The organism is Candidatus Binataceae bacterium (genome assembly GCA_035308025.1).
GTDB lineage: Bacteria > Desulfobacterota > Binatia > Binatales > Binataceae > JAJPHI01.
In genome coordinates, this window is the sequence record DATGHL010000027.1 from 1 (window position 1) to 20094 (window position 20094).

Here is a 20094-nt window from a genome sequence, read left to right on the forward strand (position 1 = left end):
CGCCGCCTCGTCGGCTGGCACGACCTGACCACAATCAGCGAACAACCGGAGGCAGCGTAATAGCAAGTTGATACTTCAACCGCTCAACTCGTCGCCTGGCCGATGCTTACTGCTTTTCCACCACTTGACCGACACTACCGCCGCCAAGGTCGCTGACAGATTGGGCATATCAATACGACAATTACCGCTATCGACTGATTATCCCATGATTAAGTGCAACATAAATCAAAAGAGCAAAATCTACCATCTTCCCTTTGACCAGCAATATGACCGCGTGAAAATCTGCAGCAAAGGCGAGTGTTATGTAAGAACTGTCGATGAAGCAGAGAGATTGGGTTTCAGAAGAGCAAAAAGATATTTCGGCTAAATTCCACAGACACTGCTCCGGCTCGCCCCGCTGTTTCCATGTTTCACTAACGGTAAGTGTTGCAGCGTTGTGAAAAGCCCCCTAAATCTGGCTTGAACGTTGCAAATATTCGTCGCAAAAAAGAAAGCGTGGTCGGCGCCACCCCATCGATGCCAAACCAGCCTGCCCACTTGTCTCATCGATCTCTATCCTCCATCGGCCAAATCGGCGCGCCGCGCAGCGTGACGGAGTCTCGTCGTGATTGTCAGCATATCTTCAGACGACTTGAAGCGCGGAGCGGAAGTGCGCTAAACGATCATCAAGGCGGAAAGCGTGACGGCACCTCGGGCCGTACCCGCGACAATCACATCCGCTGGTCGTCAGGAGGCTCCCATGCACGTCGGCTACGGCGCGGTTTTTCAGAACCCCGGCAATGCTCTTTCCGATACTGAGGTTTGGCGGCACGAGGTGCGGCTGGCCGAGATGGCCGAGCCATTCGGCTTTGATTCGGTCTGGTCGATCGAGCATCACTTCGACGACTACACGATGTGCCCCGACCCGCTGCAATTCCTGAGTTACATGGCCGGCGCGACCAAGAAGGTGAAGCTCGGCTCGATGGTCGTGGTGCTGCCGTGGCACGATCCGATCCGCGTCGCCGAGCAGGTTTCCGTGCTTGACCCATCTGTCGAACGGCCGCTTTATTCTCGGGATTGGGCGCGGGCTGGCGAAGGGCTATGGGGCTAATGGAGGGCGGCGCGATGACCAAACAGCCGCGCCGCGATATCCGCCCCTTCCCAGCCCGATCATTTCGCGGGCGCACTTACGCCGCCGCGGCCTCGCCAGAATCGATGCCGATCATGGCGAAGCTCGGGGTCGGCGTGCTGGTCATCCCGCAGAAGCCGTGGGACGCCGTCAAGCAGGACTTCGCGGTCTATCATAAGGTCTGGCGCGAGGTGAACGGGACTGAGCCTCCTCATCCGCTGAGCGGCGGCTATCTAAAGCCTTTGCGCCGAGCGGCATCAACAGCTATGGCGTCATGCGGTTGCCAATCGCGGGCCATTTTTTGCGCTTCCGCTCTTTGATCGGGGGTAATTACTATTTCAATTAGTCAAGATTTTGTCGAGCCTTGTGATTACCTTGCGCAGCGGCGAGAGAAGACCACATATAGGCGAGCACAAAGTTATGCGGCACGCCGTCGCCGTTGACGTACATTGAGCCGAGATTAATTCGGAAGGCGGGTCGCCCTGCTCGCCTCCCTTTCGATACCACTTCGCTGCTTCGGTCTCATCGTGCGGCACGCCCTCGGCTTTGGCATACATCCCGGCGAGATTAAATTGGCCGATTGCATTACCCTATTCAGGGCCTTTCGAAACCACTTCACCGCTTCGGTCTCATCGCGCGGCACGCCCGCGCCTTTGGCATACAATTAATTTCGGAAGGTGCGTCGCCCTGCTCGGCCTTGGCGCGTTCCATATCGAGCGAGGGTTCAGCGGCGCGGGCAACCGCGAACAGCACGAGTAGCAGAATAAGAAAAAAAAGTAGTGACCTAATTTGCGGATACCACATTAAACCCAGCTTCTACCGAAAGATCTCTCGCCTGCTGCTTCAGGTGGTCTTCTACCCAAAAAGAGCCATATCCTAGGTCGCCTTTGGTGCGTAGCATTCAATGTGGTGCGACCTCAGGGATTGCGCACATTCCAGTAGTTCTGCGGAGACTTCTCGCCGTTTTCGCGGCAAAAGATAGATTTGCTTCATGGTTACGTTCGATACCATCCTTAAACATCTCACAGCTTAATCTGATAAAATATCGATCGAATCGAAATGAAACACTTCTGGCTTGCAAATAGGGTAAGTTTTGCAGCGTTGTAAAAAGGCCCGTGAATACTGGGTCTAAAATGTTGCAAATGATCGTTGCAAAAAAGAAAGCGTGGTCGGCGCCACCGCCAAACCAGCCTGCCCTACTTGTCTCATCGATCTCTTCCTCCATCGGCGAAATTGGCGCGGCGCGCAGCGTGACAGAGCTTCGCCGCGAGTGTCAGCGCGCGGCAGCGAGACGCTCTGGCCGCGCGGCGCGCGCTTGCTGTTCGAGCGCGTCGAGGCGTCCGGCAACGCATCGATTTGTGCGTCCTTCCGCTTCAGCGCGGACACCTGATGCTAGAGCGTGGCGATTTGCGCATCCTTATGCGCGAGTTCGCGGGCCTGCTTCTGCACCTCGTTGAGCAGCATCGCTGCACTATTCACACCATGATTCAATTGGGTTCGCGCGGCGCAAGCGGTAAAAAGCCCGCGGAAATGCTACGGATTCGTAGTTTCCAGTTGACGCGCCGACTATCTCGCTCTAGACTGCGACGACAACCTCAACCAAGCATTCGCATCCTGATGGCCGCCTATACCGAGCTTAATAAATCCTTCGTTCAGGAGCTCGCCGAGGATTACAGTTTCGGCCGCGTAACCAAATACGCAGGCATTCCGGAAGGATCAATCAACTCGAATTACGCGGTTGAGACTGGTCGCGGACGCTTCTTGATCCGGATCGACGAGGTCAAGGGCGAGAGCGAAGTTCGGCGAGAACTCGATCTGCTGAGCTTCCTGCGCAAACACTCGTTTCCCTGTCCCCACCCTTTGCAAGATCGCTCGGGGCGCTTCTATCGCGACTACAAGACCAAATGCACGTCGGTTTTCCGCTACTACGACGGCCGTGTAATCAACCCGGAGCGCTTGCGGGCGAGTCAGCTCGAAACGATCGGCCGCACCCTCGCCGATCTGCATACCATCGGCAAAGGCTACAAAAAGGGCATCGACAACCGCTTCAGCTTCGAGCGCGTGGCCGACCTCTACCTCGGCGTGCGCGACCGGCTGCCGAGTTATTTCCGCAAGATTACGCGGACGCTCGAAGACGAAATCGATTATCTGACCCAGTATCTCGAAAATAAGCTGCCCAAGGGGATCATCCACGGTGATCTGTTCGCCGATAACCTGCTGTTTCGTGGCGAAAAACTGACCGCGGTGCTCGATTTCGACGCCGCCTGCCGCGGCAAGTTCATCTTTGATATCGCGACCGCGGTCAATGCCCTGTGCTTCGTGGACGGCAACTATTCGCTCGAAAGGTTCCTCCAGTTGCTCGCGGGATATGAGTCGGTGCGGACACTCTCACTGGCGGAATGGGACGCCTTTCCGAACGAGCTGCGCTATTCGTCATTGCGCTTTACCGTCACCCGGCTGCACGATTTTTTCCTCCGGCCGGTCGATGGCGATCAGCGCGTGCATAAGGATTTCCGCGAGTTCTACGAACGGCTGCGGGTGCTCCGCCGCGAAACCGAGGGCGGAATGGAGCCGCTGCTGATGGCGATGGCGACCGGCTACGATTATCGTAAATATCAGAAGGTCAAGGCCGACGAGCGGGTCAAGGCCTGAGGCCGCCGGCGCGCCGGCGAGCGCGATAATCAAATCAGCCAATCATCGGAAGATTTTCGCAGGATTTTCCGCCAATTTTTGAGCATCGCGGGTGACTTCGGTACTCGATAACCCGGTTAGCGGCGGCAGCCTTTTATGGGTTGAAGTCGCGCCGCCGCGCGGGATCAATCCCGAGGCACTGTTGGCCCGGCTCGCGCCGCTGCGCGGCGTGGTCGACGCGATCAACTTGGCCGACAACGCGCTCGGCCGGGTCAAGATGTCGTCGCTGGTGTTCGCGGCGATGGTCAAGGCGCGGTGCGCCATTCCGGTCGCGATCAACGTTTCATGCCGCGATCGCAACCGCTTTGCGCTCCGCTCTGATCTGCTCGGCGCCGCCGCGCTCGGCGTCGATGCGATCGTCGCCCTGCAAGGCGACAAGCTGCCGCCCGACGGCAGCGCCGGCGCGCGTCCGGTCCACGAGCTCGACACCTTCGGATTGCTCGAGCAGATCGCAGCGCTGAACCGCGGCGACACCGGCGAAGGTCGCGCGGCGCTCAAGACGCTGCCGCGGCTGCTCGCCGGGGTGGTGGGTAATCCGAACCGCAAGAACCTCGCGCGCGAGTTCGAGTTGTTGCAGCGCAAGGCTGCGGCGGGCGCGCGCTTCGTGATCACGCAACCGGTCTTTGAACAGGAGACCGCGCTCCGCTTCGCCGAGGAGGCGCATCGGCACGGCCTCAAGGTGCTGCTCGGAATTCTGCCGGTCAAGCGCGAATCGATGGCGGTTTACATGAAGGAAAAGATCAAAGACCTGAGCGGCGCGGCCCATCATTTCGACCGCTACGGCGGGATGAGCGACGCCGACGCGCGGCGCGCCTCGATCGCCGCGAACCTGGCCTTGATGGAGGGGCTTGCGGGGCGGGTGGCGGGTTTCAATATTATGAGCGGCGGCGGCCCTTCACTCGCCATCGAGCTGGCGCTCGCGTGGCGGCGCCGGCAAAGCGGCGCGGAGGCAGAGCAGTAAGATGGAACGTGATCGGACCGCGGCGGAAAATGCCGTCCGCCAGCTTCTGCATCATATCGGCGAGGATGCGAGTCGCGAAGGTCTTGCGCGGACGCCCGCGCGCGTGGTCAAGGCCTATGAATTCCTGACCAGCGGCTACGGCCAAGACCCCAAGGACGCGATTAACGGCGCGCTCTTCACCGAAGAGGATTACCAGGAGATGATCCTGTGCAAGGACCTCGACTTCTACTCCTTGTGCGAGCATCATCTGCTGCCCTTCAACGGCAAGGCGCACGTCGCCTATCTGCCGAACCGGCATATCGTCGGCCTCTCCAAGATCGCGCGGATGGTCGAGATTTACGCGCGCCGTCTGCAGGTGCAGGAGCGGATGACCACGCAAATCGCCCACACGATCATGGACGAGATCAAGCCGCTCGGTGTGGCAGTCGTGCTCGAAGCGGAACATTTGTGTATGCGCATGCGGGGTGTCGAGAAGCAGAATAGCTACGTCACCACCTCGGCGATGCTTGGGCGCTTCCGCACGCATCTCGAAACGCGGCAGGAATTCATGAATCTGCTGCGCAACAATAAATCCTGAGAGCGGGAGCGTCGCGCCGTGCAGAATTCCAGCTCTGCATCGGGTCTTGACGCGCTCGGCCGATACGCGCTGCGCTACGTCCGGGCTGGGCAGACGCTCGGTCTCGGCACCGGCCGCGCGGCGAGCGCCTTCATCCGCGCAGTCGCGGCGGCGCAGCTTGGCATATGCGGCGTGCCGACCTCGGAAGCCAGCGCCGCGCTGGCCCGCTCACTCGGGATCGAGCTGGTGGAGTTGAAAGCGGCCGGGCGCATCGCCACCGATTTCGACGGCGCCGACGAAGTTGATCCGCGGCTCAATCTGATCAAGGGTCTGGGCGGCGCGATGGTGCGCGAAAAGATCGTCGCGGTCTCGTCGCGGCGGCGAATCTTTCTCGTCGGTGAGGAAAAGCTGGTCAAGCGGCTCGGCGCGCGCGGCAATTTGCCGGTCGAGGTCGTGCCCTTCGCGCTCGCCTACATCACGCGCGAGCTTAAGAAACTCGGGCTGAAACCGAAGACCCGGGTCGGCGCGAACGGGGGCGAATTCGTCAGCGACAACGGCAATTATGTCATCGACTGCGGCGTGCGAGCGATTAGCAATCCCGCGCACCTCGAGCGCGAGTTGCTGGTGATTCCCGGCGTCGTCGGCACCGGACTTTTTGTCGGCCTCGCCGACCTGGTGCTGGTCGCGATGCGCGACGGCACGATCAAGACGTTTGCGGCCACCCGCGCGCAAATGATTCGTCCGACCTAGTCTTCTTCGCTGCTTCCAGTCTGCTTCATGCCGAAGGCGACGCCGCGCTTGCTCGCGCGAATAAAGGCGATCATTTCTGCGACCTCCGGCGCTGGCGGCCCGGCTTGTTCGAGCCGCGCGAGCGCGGATTTGAGATTTTGCCGCTCGCCAAAGAGACTGATAAAGGCGGCGCGCAGCTCCCGAATCTGATCGCGGTTAAGCCCGGCGCGCCGCAAGCCGATGGCGTTGATCCCGCGCAGCGTGTGGGTCAGGTCCATGATGCAGAAGGGCGGCACGTCGCGGCTGGTGCGGCTCAGCCCGCGCATCAGGGCAAGCCGGCCGATCCGCACGTACTGATGCACCACGCAGTTGCCCGAGACCAGCGCGCCGTCACCGACCTCGACCCAGCCGGCGAGCAGCGCACCGCCCGCAATAATCGTGCGATCGCCGACACGGCAATCGTGCGCCGCGTGCGCATTCTGCATGAAAAAGTTATCGCTGCCGATAGCCGTGTAGTCGCCGCGCTCGCTCCCGCGATGGATCGTCACACCCTCGCGAAAAATGTTGCGGTCGCCGATCATGACGCGACGCTGTCCGCCGGTATAGGCCAGGTCTTGCGGCTCGTCGCCAATCACGGCGTTCGGATGGATGACGTTGTCGGCGCCGATTTCGGTGTCGCCCAGAATCGTAACGTGGCCGATCAGGCGGGTCCGCGCGCCGATTCGGATGCGGCCGTCGAGGATGCAGAGCGGCCCGATCTCAACATCGTCGTCGAGCGTGACCTCGCCGCTCAGCACCGCGCTCGGATGTATGCGACTCGCCATCGCTCAGAGCAGCGCGTCGTTGAGCTCATAACCGAGCAGGATTTTGCCGGTGGTCTCCTGAAGCTTGAGCGAATTCATGGTGTGCTGGTTGATCGTAATCAGATCGCGCAGCGGCCGATCGAATGGCCCGGCGGCATAGACCGACGAACCGCCGAGCGCCTTGTAGAGCCCCTCGACCGCTTCGAGACATACGGTGTGCGCGTGCGCGAGCGCAATCCGGTAAGTGGCGCGCTGCCGGAGCGACAGCCGCTTGCCGGCCTGCAAGGTCGCCCAGATATCGCCGATCTGCTCGAAGATATAGGCGCGGGCCGAACCGACCAGCGCCTCGGCCCGCGCGATTGTAGTCTGCGCGTAAGCTTCGTCGCGGAGCATCACGGGATGACCCGTCGTCATGCTGATCGTAGTCGCCTTGCGCGCGGCCAGCTCGGCGAAAGTGTTGATCGCACCGCGAGCGATCCCGAGCGTCACGCCAGGCAGATTGTAGGCGAACATCAGGGGCCAGACGTACAGCGGCTCTTTGCGCAACGGCCGAAAGGGAAAGGCGGCGCTGCGTTCCGCCGGCACGAAGATGTCATTAATCGCGACGTCATTGCTGCCGCTGCCGCGTAGTCCGGTCGTATGCCAGGTGTCGAGGATTTCGCAGTCAGCGGCCGGAACAAAGCATACGCGACGCTCGGCCACGCCCTCCGCGACCAGCTTCGGCGCGTCGTTTTCATAGACGACGCAGGTGCCGGCGATCCAATCGCTATGCTGGCAGCCGCTGACGAAGGGCCAGCGCCCCTTGACCCGATAACCGCCAGCGACGCGGTCGGCGCGGCCGGAGAAGACCAGGCTGCTGCCGGTGGGCGCTTCGAGGTCGCGATACATTTCGCGAGCGACGCCATCCTCGAGGAACGCGCTGTAATAGCCGCCGTCGCTGTTGATCATCGCGCACCAGCCGACGGAGCCGTCGGCCTCCGCCAGCGCCTCGATCACCCGTATCTGCATCAGCGGATCCAGTTCCGGACCGCCCCACGCGCGCGGCATCGTCATGCCGAAGATACCCGCGGATTTCATCGCGCCGACCAGCTCGAGCGGCAGCCGGCGCCCCTGCTCGATCGCGGCCGCCGACGCGCGAATCTGCGGACCAAGCGCGCGCGCCGCCTCCAGGATCCGGTTGCTGACTTGTTCGCTTTCCGCACTCATGCGCGATGCCTCGCTCAACCCTAAGCCCGCAAATTGCTTCCTTCAAGCAGGCACTCTACGCTGGCGTCAATCCTGACTCAGTGGAGTTCGCGATGCCCAAAGCCGTGAAGCCCGCCAAAGCCGCTCCGAGTAAAAAGGCCGTCGCCGAGAAGCATCCGCTCGAGGGCAAGGCGGCGCCCGCTTTCACACTGCCCGACGAAAGTGGCGCCCCGGTCGCGCTCAAAGAATTAACCGCCGGAGGTAGCGTAGTCCTCTATTTCTACCCGAAGGATATGACCACAGGCTGCACCACCGAGGCGTGCAGTTTTCGCGATACTGCCAGCGCCTTGAAGGCAGCCGGCGCGCAGGTCGTCGGCGTCAGCGCGGACTCCTCCGCGTCGCATCAAAAGTTCATCGACAAATACGACCTTAACTTCAAGCTGCTGGCAGATCCCGACAACAAGGTCACCAAAGCCTACGGCGTGTATAAGAAAAAGTCGCTGTACGGGCGCGAGTACATGGGGATCGAACGCTCGACCTTCATCATCGATCGCACGGGCGTGGTGCGGAAGGTCTTTCCGAAGGTCAAGGTCAACGGCCATACCGAGGAAGTGCTCGACGCGCTAATGGAACTAGCTTGAGTCCTGCCAGCGCATCAGCGTTCGAGTTCTTCGCGAATCGAGTACATCTTCTGGCGCGCTTCGGAAATATAGGCGTCGAGATTGCGCCGATGGTTTGCGAAGATGCCGGTCGGCGCGTCGTTGAGGACGATCAACGGCTTCATAGTCGCGGCCTGCTGCAACGGGTCAAGCGTATCCTGCATCAATGAGGCGACGATCGGCTTGGTCTTCTGGGTCTGATTATATTCGCGAATCACGGCCTGCATCATGTAGTACATAACGTGCGCATAACCTTGCGCGTGATAAAAATAATCGTCGTCGTTCCACGGATAGATCGGGCTGCCGTCTTGCTTATGGCTCTCGTAGAGCATCGCGTGGGCGTCGCCGAGCAGGTCAGTCCAGGACTGGAACAAGCGGATCAATTCGACATTGCGCTGATTGAGTTGGCTCGAAGTCGGCGGATTCGCGTGCAATCCCGCGGCGTACATCCGCAGATGGCTGACGCCGTCGCGGTACTTGTCCTCGGCCGAGGGCAGAATCCATTTATTCGGATCGTTGCGGAAATCGGTATCCGCGATCACCAGATTCGGATCGTATTGGTTCGAGGAGATCTTGGTGAGATGGTCCTTGAAGACCCGCATCGTTTCGCGCAGCGCCATGATGATCCCCAACTGGCGATTGGCGTTGTTGTCGGCGAGCACGCGCGGGCCCCAGAGAAAAAAATCATTCGGACGCCAGCCAAAGCCGCTGTGCAATTCGTGATCCATGATCTCCGCGAGCGTGGTCGCATAAATCTCGCCGGGAATGAATGGCTTGTCGGGCGGAAAAGTCTGCTCGATCGAATAGTCGAGACGGTCATGCCGTTTCTGGCCAAAATGGAGCGCTACGATTATCGCGAACCATCCGGCAAGGATCGCCCCCGCGATGATGCTGTATTTCTTCAGCCGCATCCGCTGATTGTGCCCCGCTGAGCAACTCCGGCCAAGTCGCGCCATGGAAGTGCGAGGGGCTTCTAACATCCAGCTAGGGCGCGGGCGGCATCGGCACGGCGCCGACCGCATAGGCCGCCGCCGCGCTGGCGGTCAGCAGGTCAGCGGTTGATTGGATCATCGTATAGCGCGCGTTGGCGAGATCGCGATCGGCGCTCAGCAATTCGACGATCGTGCTGAGCCCCTGGCGATAGGTATCGAGCAGCGAGTCGTAGGATTCCTGCGAGGCGCTGAGCAGCGCCCGCGCAAAGTCATAGCGTTTGCGGGAAGACTGGAACTCGTAGTAGGCGCGCCAAACTTCGGCGATCGCTGCCAGTTCGCGGGATTGCAGGGTGGCCGCGCGCTCGCGGCGATTGGCCTCGGCCTCGCGGACTGCGTTGAGCCGTGAAAAGCCCGTAAAGACGTCCCACTTGAGCGCCAGCAGCGCGGTATATTGCGGCAGATTGCCTTGAATCTGCGGCGCCGCGTTGAAGGTATAACCCCAGTTTTGCTCGCCGTAATTGCCGAGAATATCGACTTCCGGCATGAATTCAGATCGCGCCCGGCGGATGCTGGCGTCGCCGGCTCGCACCGTCGCGACCGCGGCGGCGAGGTCAGGGCGGGTAACGATCGCCTGGTTGATCAGATCGTCAACCTGCGCGGCCAGCGTAGTGGGAATTTGCTGATGCGCGAGGCCGTTGACCTCGATCGCGTCGTTCGCCGCGATCCCGAGCGACAGCGCAAGGTTGGCCTGCGCTTCCTCCACGGACAGTTCGGCATTCGCGACGTCGTATTCAGCTTGCGCCACGCGTTGGCGCGAGAGCAGCAATTCCGGCCGAGTGGCGAGGCCGTGAGCGACGCGCTGGCTGACGGCGTCGTCGTCGGTGCGGGCGAGCTCGAGATTCCGATGAGCCGCCTGCACCGCAGCCTTCGCGGCCGCCAGCGCATAGAAGAAGCGCTCGGTGTTGAAGACCACCTCCTGCATCGCGCGATTGAAAGAGAAATTGGCCGCGGCAAGCTGTTCGCGGGCCGCATCGCTGCTCGCGCGGCGGCGGCCGAAGTCCAGCAGCGTATAGGTCAGCTCGACCATCGGGGTGATCTGCGCGGTCTTGATCCGCCCGTTGCCGCCGCCGATCTGGAAAATCGTCCGCGAGTATTCGAAGTCGGTTTCGGTCGCGACTTTCGGATAGTAGGCGGCCCGCACGCGGCCCCAGGCTGCGGCGTCGGCCCGTGCCTGCTCCCAGGCGACGCGCGTCTCCGGGTTGTGCGTGAGGGCGACATCGATCAGCTCGGCCAGCGAGTAGGGCGAGTCGCTGCGATCGCGAACGGGCGGTGACGCGGCCAGGCTCGCACCGCCGATCGTGTCGGGCGCATGGGATGTCGTGCCGGCGGCGGACCATTGTTGCGTGACTGAGCTGGCGACGTAACTGTCGGGCGTCAACTCAGGCAGTCGCGGGACTTCGCCGCAGCCGCCGAGCGTCAGCGCCAGGGCTGCGGCGGAGAGGAGGGAGAGGCGGCAGCGAGTTGCGCGGTCGGGCGACGTTTTCAGTCGGAGAAGATTTGATTTCCCGGGTTCCATCATGCTCCTCTCGCGGACTCAAAGTTATCAAAGGCTCCGCGTTGCGCGGGCGTTTTCGCTCGGTCATAGTTTCGACGGGTGACAGTATAATGATGCCGCGCAGTGCAATCAGAGTGAGTAACCCGATCCTGACCGCGACGCTCGCGGCGGCGACGTTGGCGGTTGCGATCCGGTCGTCAATATCGCCGGCGCCAATTTCCCGGCCTGGCTGCTCTGCGCGATTATTGGGGCGATCGGGATCGCGATGCTCCATCCGCTTTTTCTGCTGAGCGGACTTGACCCTTACCTGTGGTGGCGGCCGGGCTTTTACTCCAGCCTCGGCATCATGATCGCCTGCGTCGCCTGGATCATCTTCTTCAATCGGACCTGAACGCGTATGGCGCCTGTCGCGTCAGCAGCGCCGCGCGACACCCTGAGGCGATTCGCCGGTGGTTTGATAAGCGTGGCAGTTTTCGCCGCCGCCGCGGCCGGCCTGATCTATGCCACGCGCCAATACTATGTCTATCCACGCACGGATGACGCCTACGTGCGGGCGAATACGATCGGCGTTGCGCCGCATGTCAGCGGGCCGATCGTCGAGTTGCCAATCGTGGATAATCAGCAGGTGCGGGCCGGGCAGATGCTGTTCGTGGTCGATCCGCGGCCCTACCAGGCGGCCTACGACAACGCAGAAGCCAAGCTCCAGCTCACCCGGCTGCAAGTTCAGGCGTTGGAGAATTCGATTCGCTCGGCGCGCGCGCAACATCAGCAGCATCGGGCGAATGCCGCCTACGCCCACCAGTATCTTGATCGCATCGAGCCGCTGCTGCCTAAGCATTTTGTGACGGCCGACGACGTTTACAACGCGCGCACCCGCTACCAGGCGGAGCAGGCCAATGTTGACAGCGCCCAGGCCGACGTCGACAAGGCGCAAAACGATCTGGGGCAGTTAGGCAATATCAATCGCGGATCAAGGCCGCCGAAGCCGAGGCCTACACCGCCAAGCTCAATCTCGACTATTGCCGCGTGGTCGCGCCGTTCGACGGCTATGTAACCAATCTCAATATCGCGGTTGGGCAATACGCCAACGAGGGGCGCGACGTTCTGAGCCTGGTCGACAGCCGCACGTGGTACGTGATCGCGAATTTTCGCGAAAATTTCCTGGCCCATATCCGCGTCGGTATGACCGCCAACGTCTTTCTGCTGGCCTATCCGGGCCACAGTTTTCGCGCTCACGTACAGGGGGTTGGCTGGGCGCTCTATCAGCAAAACGGGGCGACCGTCGCGGGCCTCCCCGCGATCGAGCCCACGCTCAACTGGGTGCGGCTCTCGCAGCGCTTTCCGGTGCGGATCACGCTCGAACCGTCCGACCCGCAGTTTCCCTATCGCATGGGGGCAACCGCAGTCGTGACGATCGAGGGCTTCCGCTGATGGGGCGCGCCGGCGCGCACATCCGCGGATTCGCCTGACCATGGCCGCGACGCCCTACGATGCAATCCGGCTCGACGCGTTCAATGGCGGACGGCTCGAGGCAATGCTGGCGGCGTTGCGCGACGAATTCACCCTCCGTCCGCATCGGCTCCGTTCGTCTCTGCGCGCAGCGCTGATCGGCGCGCTCGGCGCCGGCCTGATGGCCGCGGCGCACGTCGATTCGCCGCTAGGCCCATATCTCATCTGGGCTCTGGCCGCGGCTCCGGTAGCAATGATGCGTTGGCGGACGGCGGTTCTGTTAACGCTGATCCGCGACTATCGTGTTCGCGCTCCTGACGGCGCGCGCGCTGGCGCAGAGTCCCGTGCTGATGCTTATGGCAATCGCCCTGTTCGGCGCATATTCAACGTATTTAATCGGTCGCTACGATCTCGGTTCGGCGGGGCTGGTCACGCAGGTCTTGGTCTTTGACGCGCTGTACGGCGTGATGTACGCCCCCGCACAGATTGGTTGGAGCTCTGCCGCCGCGTTTGGTGGGGTGGCGATCGCGCTGGGTTTGATCGCGCTCTTCGACAACTGGTTCTGGCCCGATCCGGCCGAAGAAATTCTGTTCGAGTCGCTGGCCGACAATCTCAAGCGGGTCCGCACAACCCTTATGCGTTCGGCGGCAGACTACGTCGCGGACGACCGCCGCCGGCCGGCGCCTCTTTTGGCTCACGAGATGAACGCCACTCTGAGCTTGCTGGCCCGCGCCCAGGCGGAGGGGCTCTCGGAGCGTCGGCGCGCGGTGCTGGTCGCCGCAATAACGCGGCTGTCGCGACTGCGCACGCTGGCGAATGAGATGGTGATAGCCAACGACCCACAGATCGCACGGGTCGTCCGACGGTCGGTGGCTGTGGAGATTCGTGCTGCAATGGCGGCTGTCGGCGCAGTGTTGGACGAACTCGTTGACAACCCGGCAGCCATGCTCCTCACCGGTCCTGATGCACCGCCGACATCGGCTATCGAGCAGATGCGTTCCGCGATCGCGGCGCTCGACGCGCGCGTGATCGAATTGCGGCCCTCGTATCTGCCGACGACCGGGGCGGCGGAGTTAGCGAATGTCGGCGCCTTTTTGAGCTACTTGCATGGCGTCGCGCGGCTGATCGAGCGCCCGCTCGACGAACCGGCCGACGCTGGGCCTGCGTCGCCCTCCAGCCCGGCCGCGCTTGATCCCGCGGCCATCCGCTATTGTCTCAAAGTCGCGCTCGCGCTGGTCGCCGGCTACGTCATCGGACTGAGCAGCCAGCGGGCCGATCTTTCAACCATCATGACGACCATTCTCATAACGGTGCTGCCCACGTACGGCGCCGCGGCGCGCAAGATGATTTTGCGGCTAATCGGCGCGATCGCGGGCGGCGCAGCCGTCGTACTCATGGTGATCGTCGTTTCGCCGAATTTCGAGACCCTGCCCGTATACGTGCTGGCGATTTTTGTCGTCCTCATAGTCAGCAGCTACACAGGACAGGGCAGCGGGCGAATTGCGTATGCCGGCAAGCAACTGGGAACGACCTTCCTGCTTGCGTATGTCGGGCTGAGCCCGACGACCGGCGTCGAAGCCTCGCTCTGGCGCGTATGGGCGATCCTGCTGGGGACCGGCATCGCCATCGTGGCTTCGCTCGTCTTGTGGCCTGAATACGCCGCAGCTTCTTTACTACCGCGCCTGCGTCAGTTGTTTAAATTGACCCTCGCGCTCGCGCCGGGCGGCACTGCCGACGCAGCCGCGATTCGCGCGGTCGAGACCCAATTAAACGGCGTGCTTGAACAGACGCTCGCCGTGGCTGACGATGCGCGTCTCGAGGGTAAGGCGAGCAAGGTCAACGCGGATGCCGTCGTGCAAATCGCCGGAACGTTGCGCCGTATCGCGCATCGCTTCGAGGGGCTGGCGTTCCAGCGCATCATGTCCAGCCGTCCCGAGCTTGATGCCGAAACTGAGAACGCGTTGCGCGCCGCGCTCGGCGCGATCGTCACGCAGCTCGAGATGTGGCGCGCATGGATCGAAGGCGCCGAGCGCGTCGCGAGCGCCCCACCGGATGCGCAGGCCAATCAAGCGACCATGTCGGCAGCGCTGTCCGAGCTGGGCGCGCGGATTGAAGCCGAGGGCTTCGCGCGATTGCGTGACTGGCCGCCGGAGCAACGGCGCACGCTGTTTGCGGAACTCGAATCGATGCGCCGCCTGTCGGTGCTGATGGGCGAGCTGGACGACGGGCTCGCGCGCCTGCCCTACCAATAGCCCGGAGCGCGGCGCGCGAGCCCGCCGAAAGCGTCGAGCAAACGCTCGCGCCACGCATTGACCGGATCCGCCGGTTCCAGCAACCGCAGCGGGCAGATCGAGCGCGACCACATGAAGCTGCCGAAAACGATGTAATCGGGATAAAGCGGCGCGTCACCGCCGAGAAAGGGCTGCGCCGCGAGCGTCTGGCGCAGCGGATCGAGCAGTTGCGTGAACGCCGGCAGCCGCGATTCGCGATCCTTGCAGAATTCCTCGAGCGTCGTGCCGAAGCGCGCCTCGCGGCTCTGGCGGAAGTAGGCGCGGTCCTCCTGTGCGAGATGATTGAAAATGTCGAGGGCGTTAAAGCGGATCATTGCGGGCTGTAATGCAGTATCCGCCCACGCATTGTAGAAGCGCGCGAGGCTTGGTCCCGCGGCGCCGCCGAACAGCGACGGCCGCGCCGGATACGCCGTCTCGAGGTAGCTCGCGATCGCCCATGAATCGACGACGGGCTTGCCGTCGTCGACGATCACCGGGACCCGCTCCCAGTTGGCGAAGGCAATCTGCGGCTTGTCGGTGAAGCGCCACGGAATCGTTTCCACTTCGAGTTGCTTGTGCGCCAGCGCAAGCTTGGTCCTCCAGCAGAACGGGCTCAAGCGCCGGTCCGGTTCGGCCGCGGCGAGGTCATACATTTTGATCATGATTATTACCCTTGGTTACATGAGACATCGGGTAACTCTGCGCGAGCCGCGACCGCGGGTTGCCCAAACGGTGAAAATTACGCGCGGCGGAATTTCGGCAGAGTCACTTCCGGCGTGACGTCGTCGAAGGCGACCCGCAGCGGCATCCCGAGTTGGAGTTCTTCCGGTTTGACGCCGACTAGCCAGGTCACCATCCTGACGCCCTCTTCGAGTTCGACCACGGCCGGACTGTAAGGGACGCTCTCGGCGAACTGCGGCATCATCGGTTGCGTCGCGGTGGTCCAGGAAAAGAGCGTGCCTTTGCCTGACGACGCGGACCAGCTCCATTTGAACGAGCCGCATTTCGCGCACATGTCGCGCGGGATATGCCGCCACGCCGCACAATCGTCGCAACGCTGAAAGCGCAGTTCGTGGTTTTTGCAGAATTGGTAGAACTCGGCGGCGCGGCCGCGCGCCCGCGGTAGAGGCAGAATGTAGGGTTTTTCAGCCACGATGTTTATCTCCTGAGAATCGCGAGCCCGCCGTCGCCAAAGTCGCCCCAGCCGGTGACCAGGCCGAGTTCGGCGTCCTTAACCTGGCGCGCGCCGCATTCGCCGCGCAACTGGCGCGCGGCCTCGACGATATGATTCGTGCCCCAGACATGCGCTTCGGAGAGCAGCCCGCCGTGGGTATTGAGGGGCAGCTCGCCACCCAGCTCGATCCGTCCGCCGGTGACGAAGTCTTTGACTTCGCCGCGCTTGCAGAAACCCATCGCCTCGATCTGGAGCATCACGACGTAGGTGAAGCAGTCATAGACTTCGAGAAAATCGATATCCTTTGGCGTTACCCCGGCCATCGCGAAGGCCTTAGGCGCCGCGAAAGTGAGCCCGATGACAAAGGGATCGGGACGGGCGGGAATATCGTCGGCGGGATACGGATGACCCTCAGCCACGCCGGAGATATAGACCGGCGGCTTTTTGAGATCGGGCGCGCGCTCCGCCGCACTCACGACGATCGCGCAAGCGGCGTCGGTTTCGAGGCAGCAATCATAGAGCCGGAAGGGAAACGAGACCCAGCGCGCGTCGAGGTAATCCTGCATCGAGAGCGGCCGCCCGCGCATCATCGCGCGCTCGTTGAGTTGGGCGTGCTTGCGCTCGGCGATCGCGATCGCGCCCATCGACTCGAACGGCGTGCCATAGAGCTTCATGTGGCGCGTCGCGAGCCAGGCGTAGAACTGCGCCGGCACGGTAGCGCCGTAGGGCAGGTAGTAAGCGCCAACCGTGTTGACCATCGGATTCGGCGGCGGCATCGAACTCTCCTCGCTCTTGGCGCGCGCGCCGCCGCCGCGCACCGGATTCGACGAATAGCCGTTCCAGCCGACCGGAATCAGGACGTGGTTCGCGAGTCCGCACGCCACCGCCATCGCGGCGCTTTGGAGGGCGACCACCGGACTCGCGCCGCCCATGTGCACGCTGGTAGCGTAGCGCATGTCCTCGATGCCGAGGTTGGCCGCCATATGTTCCGAGGTCGCGCCGAGCGGCGGCCCGATGATCCCGTCGATGTCGTGCGGACTGAGTCCCGCATCGGCGATCGCGTTGACCGAGGCTTCGAGCAGAAGCTGCAGCTCGGTCTTGCCCGAGCCGCGGCTGAATTTCGATTCGCCGACCCCGGTGATGCAAGCCTTATCCTTGAGTGAATACACAGAACCTCCTACATTGAACCCGCGTGCGGACGAGCGGTCAGGCAGCCCGTTCGGTCAGTAGATCACCTTCTCTTCGATCAGCTTATTGATCTCGGCGTCGCTCAACCCGAGCAGTCCGCCGAAGACCTCGCGATTATGCTCGCCCAGGTCCGGCGGCGGCGAATAGTTGAGTTCGGGTGCGGCGCTGAGCTTCACCGGCATCCCCGGCAGCGTGCGTTCACCGACCTCGCGATGGTTGAGTTTCCACCAGTAGCCCCATTCCCACAGATGCGGATCCTCGTGCAGCTCGACGCTGTCGAGCACCGGACCGGCCGGCACTCCGGCCTTCTGCAGGGTGGCCGCCAACTCGCGATGATCATAACTGCGCGCCCAGGCGCGAAGCCGCGCGTCGAGCTCGTCGCGATTTTGCCGACGGCCAAACTGATCGGCAAACTTCGCGTCGAGCGCCCATTCCGGATGGCCCATCACGCGGCATAGCGCGTGCCATTCGCGGTCGTTACTCACAGCGATCGCGATCCACTGGTCGTCGCCCTGGCACTGATAAGTATTGTGCGGCGCCATCAGATCGTCGTGATTTGCCTGTTGCCGGCGATCGCGCCCGTTTATCGCATAGTCGGTGAAATACTCATGCATCTGGCCGATCACGGTCTCGCCCATGCTCGCGTCGATCCATTGCCCCTCGCCGGTGCGATTGCGATGGCGCAATGCGGCGAGCGCGTGAAACACCACTGTCGAGGCGATTGCGTAATCGGGCCAGGTACCGCCGGTCTGTCGCGGCGGACCGCCCGGATAACCTTGGGCGTCGAACATCCCGACAAAGCAGCAGGCCATCGGACCCCATCCGACCCATTTGGACGGCTCGGTGCCGGTTTTTCCCAACAGCGAGACCGAAATCATGATGATGTCGGATTTGACCTTTTTCATCTCGGCGTAGGTGAGGCCGAGCTTCTCGGAAATCGGCGTCGGAAAGCATTCGAGGACGAAATCACTACGGCGCACGATCGCGTGTGCAAGCTCGCGCCCTCTGGCGGTCGCGAGGTTCAGGTTGATCGCCTTTTTGCCGTAGTTGAGCATGTGATAAAAGCCATTGGCGTTGTAGCCCGATTGGTTTTTCGGCATCCCCGCCGGATTGGTCCGCCCGATATCGATATAGACCTGCGACTCGACCTTGATAACCTCCGCGCCCATCGTCGCGAGCCATTGCGCGATCTGCGGGCCGTTGATGATCCAGCTAAAGTCGGCAACGCGGATTCCCTCGAGCGGAAGTCGTGGCACTACGCGGTCCTCCTGATTCAGATCACGCCCGCTGAGCGCAGCCCCTGCTGCTCGAGCAGCGAGAGGCCGAGCGCGCCGTAAACTTCGCCATTGTGCTCGCCGAGCAGCGGCGCCCGTGTTGGAGTGGGTGGCGTCGCGGTCATCGAGACCAAATGATGCGGATACTTTTGGCGGCCGGCGCTCGGATGATCGATTTCCACGAACGCGTCGCGCGCCAGCAGATGCGGATGCTCAGACGCCTGCGCGACCGTATGCACCGGGCCGATCGTCAGACCGAGTTTCTGACCCTCGCGCACCAACTCTTCCATGTCGTGCCTGGCGAGCTCCTCACGCACCAGAGGCCGCAACACATCGTCGTTTTCGTGACGTCCGGCCAATGTGTCGAAAACTTCGATTGCGAGGCTTTCCGGATTGCCGAGAAGTTGCTTGAGCGCCTTCCAGTGCGTATCGGCGGCCCACAGCGTATAGACGTAGCCATCGCGGCAGGGCAGCGGTTCGAGCCCCACCGAAACGTTCTTGCGCAGGCGGCTGAAAGGCAGACCGACATAACTCCAGACCGCCATTTCGATCTTCGCCGTGGTCGCCGCCGCCTGCCAGCAGGGCGCGTCGATCCATTGACCCTCACCCGTCGCGTCACGCTGAAACAGCGCAAACATCGCGGCTGCGGCAGCGTTGGCCGCGCCCAGCATTTCCGCCGGATGGCCGGGCGCCTTCAGCGGATTCTCGCGCTCCGGATCGTCAACCAGGGTCGGCGTGTTGTTGCCCGCCAAACTCATTCCCCATTCGATCAGTTCGCCGCCCTTCCAGTCGCGATACGGCCCGCTCTGCCCAAACGGCGAGATTGAAACGACAATCAGCCGCGGATTGAGCGCGTGCAGAGCCTCGTAGCCGAGGCCGAGCTTTTCGAGAAAGCCCGGCGGACGGTTTTCGATCAGGATGTCGGCGTCAGCGATGAGCTTGCGGAAGAGTTCTGCGCCGCTCGGCTGCGCCGGATCCAGCGTCACGCTCTTTTTCGAGGTGTTCAGGTAAAAGAAGAAGCCGCTGCGCTCGGGATGAGGTTCGTCATCGACGAACGGCGGCCGCGCGCGCGCCGCATCGCCGCATCCGGGCGGCTCGAGCTTGATCACTCGCGCGCCCATGTCGGCAAACATCTTGCCGCACATCGGGCCCGAGACCATCTCGGCATATTCGATGACCGTCAACTCTTCGAGGGCTTGCCGCGCCAAGCTTTTTCACTCCTGCCAACGGTGGCGTCGCGCAAATATAGCGCACCGCTGACGAATTGATAGGGGGCAAGCACCGGCCGCTTGTTCGGCGCGCACCCGGCGACGGTTGCGCGTTAGGTGCAACTCGCCTCACTACCGCGATCGGCCGTGAGCTCGCGGAATCGCGCTGTTGAGACCTTCCGTTTATGACCCGCCAGCGGTGTCCAAAACGTCCTGCCTGAAAACTTTCTCGCGGAAAGCGTTTCCGAAGGCTTGTACCTTTGGCCCGAAGTTTAGTATAAGCCGATCAGACCGGGGACATTAGGGGTACCCGCCAGCAACCGCAGCGAAAATCAACGGACCGCCGGCCGCG

Annotated in this window: 20 protein-coding genes; 11 read left to right on the forward strand and 9 right to left on the reverse strand. The window is 62.3% G+C overall.

Features of this window, described 5'->3' with window-relative positions:
* Positions 1-739 precede the first annotated feature (739 nt).
* The 6 genes from VKS22_07745 (at position 740) to rpiA (ending at position 6066) form a co-directional block, all read left to right on the forward strand.
* Positions 740-1090, forward strand: a complete 351-nt coding sequence (locus VKS22_07745) for an LLM class flavin-dependent oxidoreductase (protein HLW70501.1) — start codon at positions 740-742, stop codon at positions 1088-1090.
* A gap of 14 nt (positions 1091-1104) precedes the next feature.
* Positions 1105-1428 (forward strand): hypothetical protein, encoded by a 324-nt coding sequence (locus VKS22_07750; protein HLW70502.1) that lies wholly within the window; start codon positions 1105-1107, stop codon positions 1426-1428.
* Between the two features lie 1297 nt (positions 1429-2725).
* Positions 2726-3760, forward strand: coding sequence for a homoserine kinase (locus VKS22_07755; protein ID HLW70503.1), 1035 nt, complete (start codon positions 2726-2728; stop codon positions 3758-3760).
* A 91-nt stretch (positions 3761-3851) separates the two neighbouring features.
* Positions 3852-4760: a methylenetetrahydrofolate reductase gene (locus VKS22_07760; protein HLW70504.1), complete on the forward strand. Its 909-nt coding sequence runs from the start codon at positions 3852-3854 to the stop codon at positions 4758-4760.
* Position 4761: 1 nt separating this feature from the next.
* A complete protein-coding gene (gene folE, locus VKS22_07765) occupies positions 4762-5337 on the forward strand; it encodes a GTP cyclohydrolase I FolE (protein ID HLW70505.1) in 576 nt (191 codons plus the stop codon).
* A gap of 18 nt (positions 5338-5355) precedes the next feature.
* Complete coding sequence (gene rpiA / locus VKS22_07770; protein HLW70506.1) at positions 5356-6066, forward strand: ribose-5-phosphate isomerase RpiA; 711 nt, start codon at positions 5356-5358, stop codon at positions 6064-6066.
* Here the strand turns inward: rpiA and lpxA are convergent.
* A complete protein-coding gene (gene lpxA / locus VKS22_07775) occupies positions 6063-6869 on the reverse strand; it encodes an acyl-ACP--UDP-N-acetylglucosamine O-acyltransferase (protein HLW70507.1) in 807 nt (268 codons plus the stop codon). The genes rpiA and lpxA overlap by 4 nt on opposite strands.
* Before the next feature lie 3 nt (positions 6870-6872).
* Positions 6873-8054 (reverse strand): acyl-CoA dehydrogenase family protein, encoded by a 1182-nt coding sequence (locus tag VKS22_07780; protein HLW70508.1) that lies wholly within the window; start codon positions 8052-8054, stop codon positions 6873-6875.
* 92 nt (positions 8055-8146) lie between these two features.
* Here VKS22_07780 and bcp point away from each other — a divergent pair, with 92 nt between their 5' ends.
* Positions 8147-8674: a thioredoxin-dependent thiol peroxidase gene (bcp, locus tag VKS22_07785; protein ID HLW70509.1), complete on the forward strand. Its 528-nt coding sequence runs from the start codon at positions 8147-8149 to the stop codon at positions 8672-8674.
* Positions 8675-8688: 14 nt separating this feature from the next.
* On the opposite strand, the gene VKS22_07790 is transcribed toward bcp, so the two are convergent.
* Both VKS22_07790 and VKS22_07795 read right to left on the reverse strand, forming a co-directional pair.
* Entirely contained in the window at positions 8689-9603 is a 915-nt protein-coding gene (locus VKS22_07790; GenBank protein ID HLW70510.1) for a DUF2333 family protein, read from the reverse strand.
* 73 nt (positions 9604-9676) lie between these two features.
* Positions 9677-11200 (reverse strand): TolC family protein, encoded by a 1524-nt coding sequence (locus VKS22_07795; GenBank protein ID HLW70511.1) that lies wholly within the window; start codon positions 11198-11200, stop codon positions 9677-9679.
* Between the two features lie 181 nt (positions 11201-11381).
* Here VKS22_07795 and VKS22_07800 point away from each other — a divergent pair, with 181 nt between their 5' ends.
* The 4 genes from VKS22_07800 (at position 11382) to VKS22_07815 (ending at position 14880) form a co-directional block, all read left to right on the forward strand.
* Positions 11382-11570, forward strand: a complete 189-nt coding sequence (locus tag VKS22_07800; GenBank protein ID HLW70512.1) for a YtcA family lipoprotein — start codon at positions 11382-11384, stop codon at positions 11568-11570.
* Positions 11571-11642: 72 nt separating this feature from the next.
* Complete coding sequence (locus VKS22_07805; protein ID HLW70513.1) at positions 11643-12233, forward strand: biotin/lipoyl-binding protein; 591 nt, start codon at positions 11643-11645, stop codon at positions 12231-12233.
* Positions 12206-12610 (forward strand): efflux RND transporter periplasmic adaptor subunit, encoded by a 405-nt coding sequence (locus tag VKS22_07810; GenBank protein HLW70514.1) that lies wholly within the window; start codon positions 12206-12208, stop codon positions 12608-12610. The genes VKS22_07805 and VKS22_07810 overlap by 28 nt, the downstream gene beginning before the upstream one ends.
* A 320-nt stretch (positions 12611-12930) precedes the next feature.
* Positions 12931-14880, forward strand: coding sequence for an FUSC family protein (locus VKS22_07815; protein HLW70515.1), 1950 nt, complete (start codon positions 12931-12933; stop codon positions 14878-14880).
* On the opposite strand, the gene VKS22_07820 is transcribed toward VKS22_07815, so the two are convergent.
* The 5 genes from VKS22_07820 to VKS22_07840 form a co-directional block, all read right to left on the reverse strand.
* A complete protein-coding gene (locus VKS22_07820) occupies positions 14871-15560 on the reverse strand; it encodes a glutathione S-transferase family protein (GenBank protein HLW70516.1) in 690 nt (229 codons plus the stop codon). The genes VKS22_07815 and VKS22_07820 overlap by 10 nt on opposite strands.
* A gap of 77 nt (positions 15561-15637) precedes the next feature.
* Positions 15638-16051 carry an OB-fold domain-containing protein gene (locus VKS22_07825; GenBank protein HLW70517.1) on the reverse strand — a complete coding sequence of 138 codons (414 nt, stop codon included), beginning with the start codon at positions 16049-16051 and terminating at the stop codon, positions 15638-15640.
* A 5-nt stretch (positions 16052-16056) separates the two neighbouring features.
* Complete coding sequence (locus VKS22_07830) at positions 16057-17241, reverse strand: hypothetical protein (GenBank protein ID HLW70518.1); 1185 nt, start codon at positions 17239-17241, stop codon at positions 16057-16059.
* Between the two features lie 54 nt (positions 17242-17295).
* Entirely contained in the window at positions 17296-18516 is a 1221-nt protein-coding gene (locus VKS22_07835; protein HLW70519.1) for a CoA transferase, read from the reverse strand.
* 17 nt (positions 18517-18533) lie between these two features.
* The gene (locus tag VKS22_07840) at positions 18534-19742 is read right to left on the reverse strand and encodes a CoA transferase (GenBank protein ID HLW70520.1); all 1209 of its coding nucleotides are present in this window, start codon (positions 19740-19742) and stop codon (positions 18534-18536) included.
* Positions 19743-20094: the final 352 nt, after the last annotated feature.

Bases quoted from the DNA above. Each gene is read 5' to 3' on its own strand.
- lpxA (HLW70507.1), bottom strand. From the start codon at position 6,869: ATGGCGAGTCGCATACATCCGAGCGCGGTGCTGAGCGGCGAGGTCACG.
- folE (HLW70505.1), top strand. From the start codon at position 4,762: ATGGAACGTGATCGGACCGCGGCGGAAAATGCCGTCCGCCAGCTTCTG.
- VKS22_07745 (HLW70501.1), top strand. From the start codon at position 740: ATGCACGTCGGCTACGGCGCGGTTTTTCAGAACCCCGGCAATGCTCTT.
- VKS22_07820 (HLW70516.1), bottom strand. From the start codon at position 15,560: ATGATCAAAATGTATGACCTCGCCGCGGCCGAACCGGACCGGCGCTTG.
- VKS22_07750 (HLW70502.1), top strand. From the start codon at position 1,105: ATGACCAAACAGCCGCGCCGCGATATCCGCCCCTTCCCAGCCCGATCA.
- VKS22_07755 (HLW70503.1), top strand. From the start codon at position 2,726: ATGGCCGCCTATACCGAGCTTAATAAATCCTTCGTTCAGGAGCTCGCC.
- VKS22_07780 (HLW70508.1), bottom strand. From the start codon at position 8,054: ATGAGTGCGGAAAGCGAACAAGTCAGCAACCGGATCCTGGAGGCGGCG.
- VKS22_07795 (HLW70511.1), bottom strand. From the start codon at position 11,200: ATGGAACCCGGGAAATCAAATCTTCTCCGACTGAAAACGTCGCCCGAC.
- bcp (HLW70509.1), top strand. From the start codon at position 8,147: ATGCCCAAAGCCGTGAAGCCCGCCAAAGCCGCTCCGAGTAAAAAGGCC.
- VKS22_07790 (HLW70510.1), bottom strand. From the start codon at position 9,603: ATGCGGCTGAAGAAATACAGCATCATCGCGGGGGCGATCCTTGCCGGA.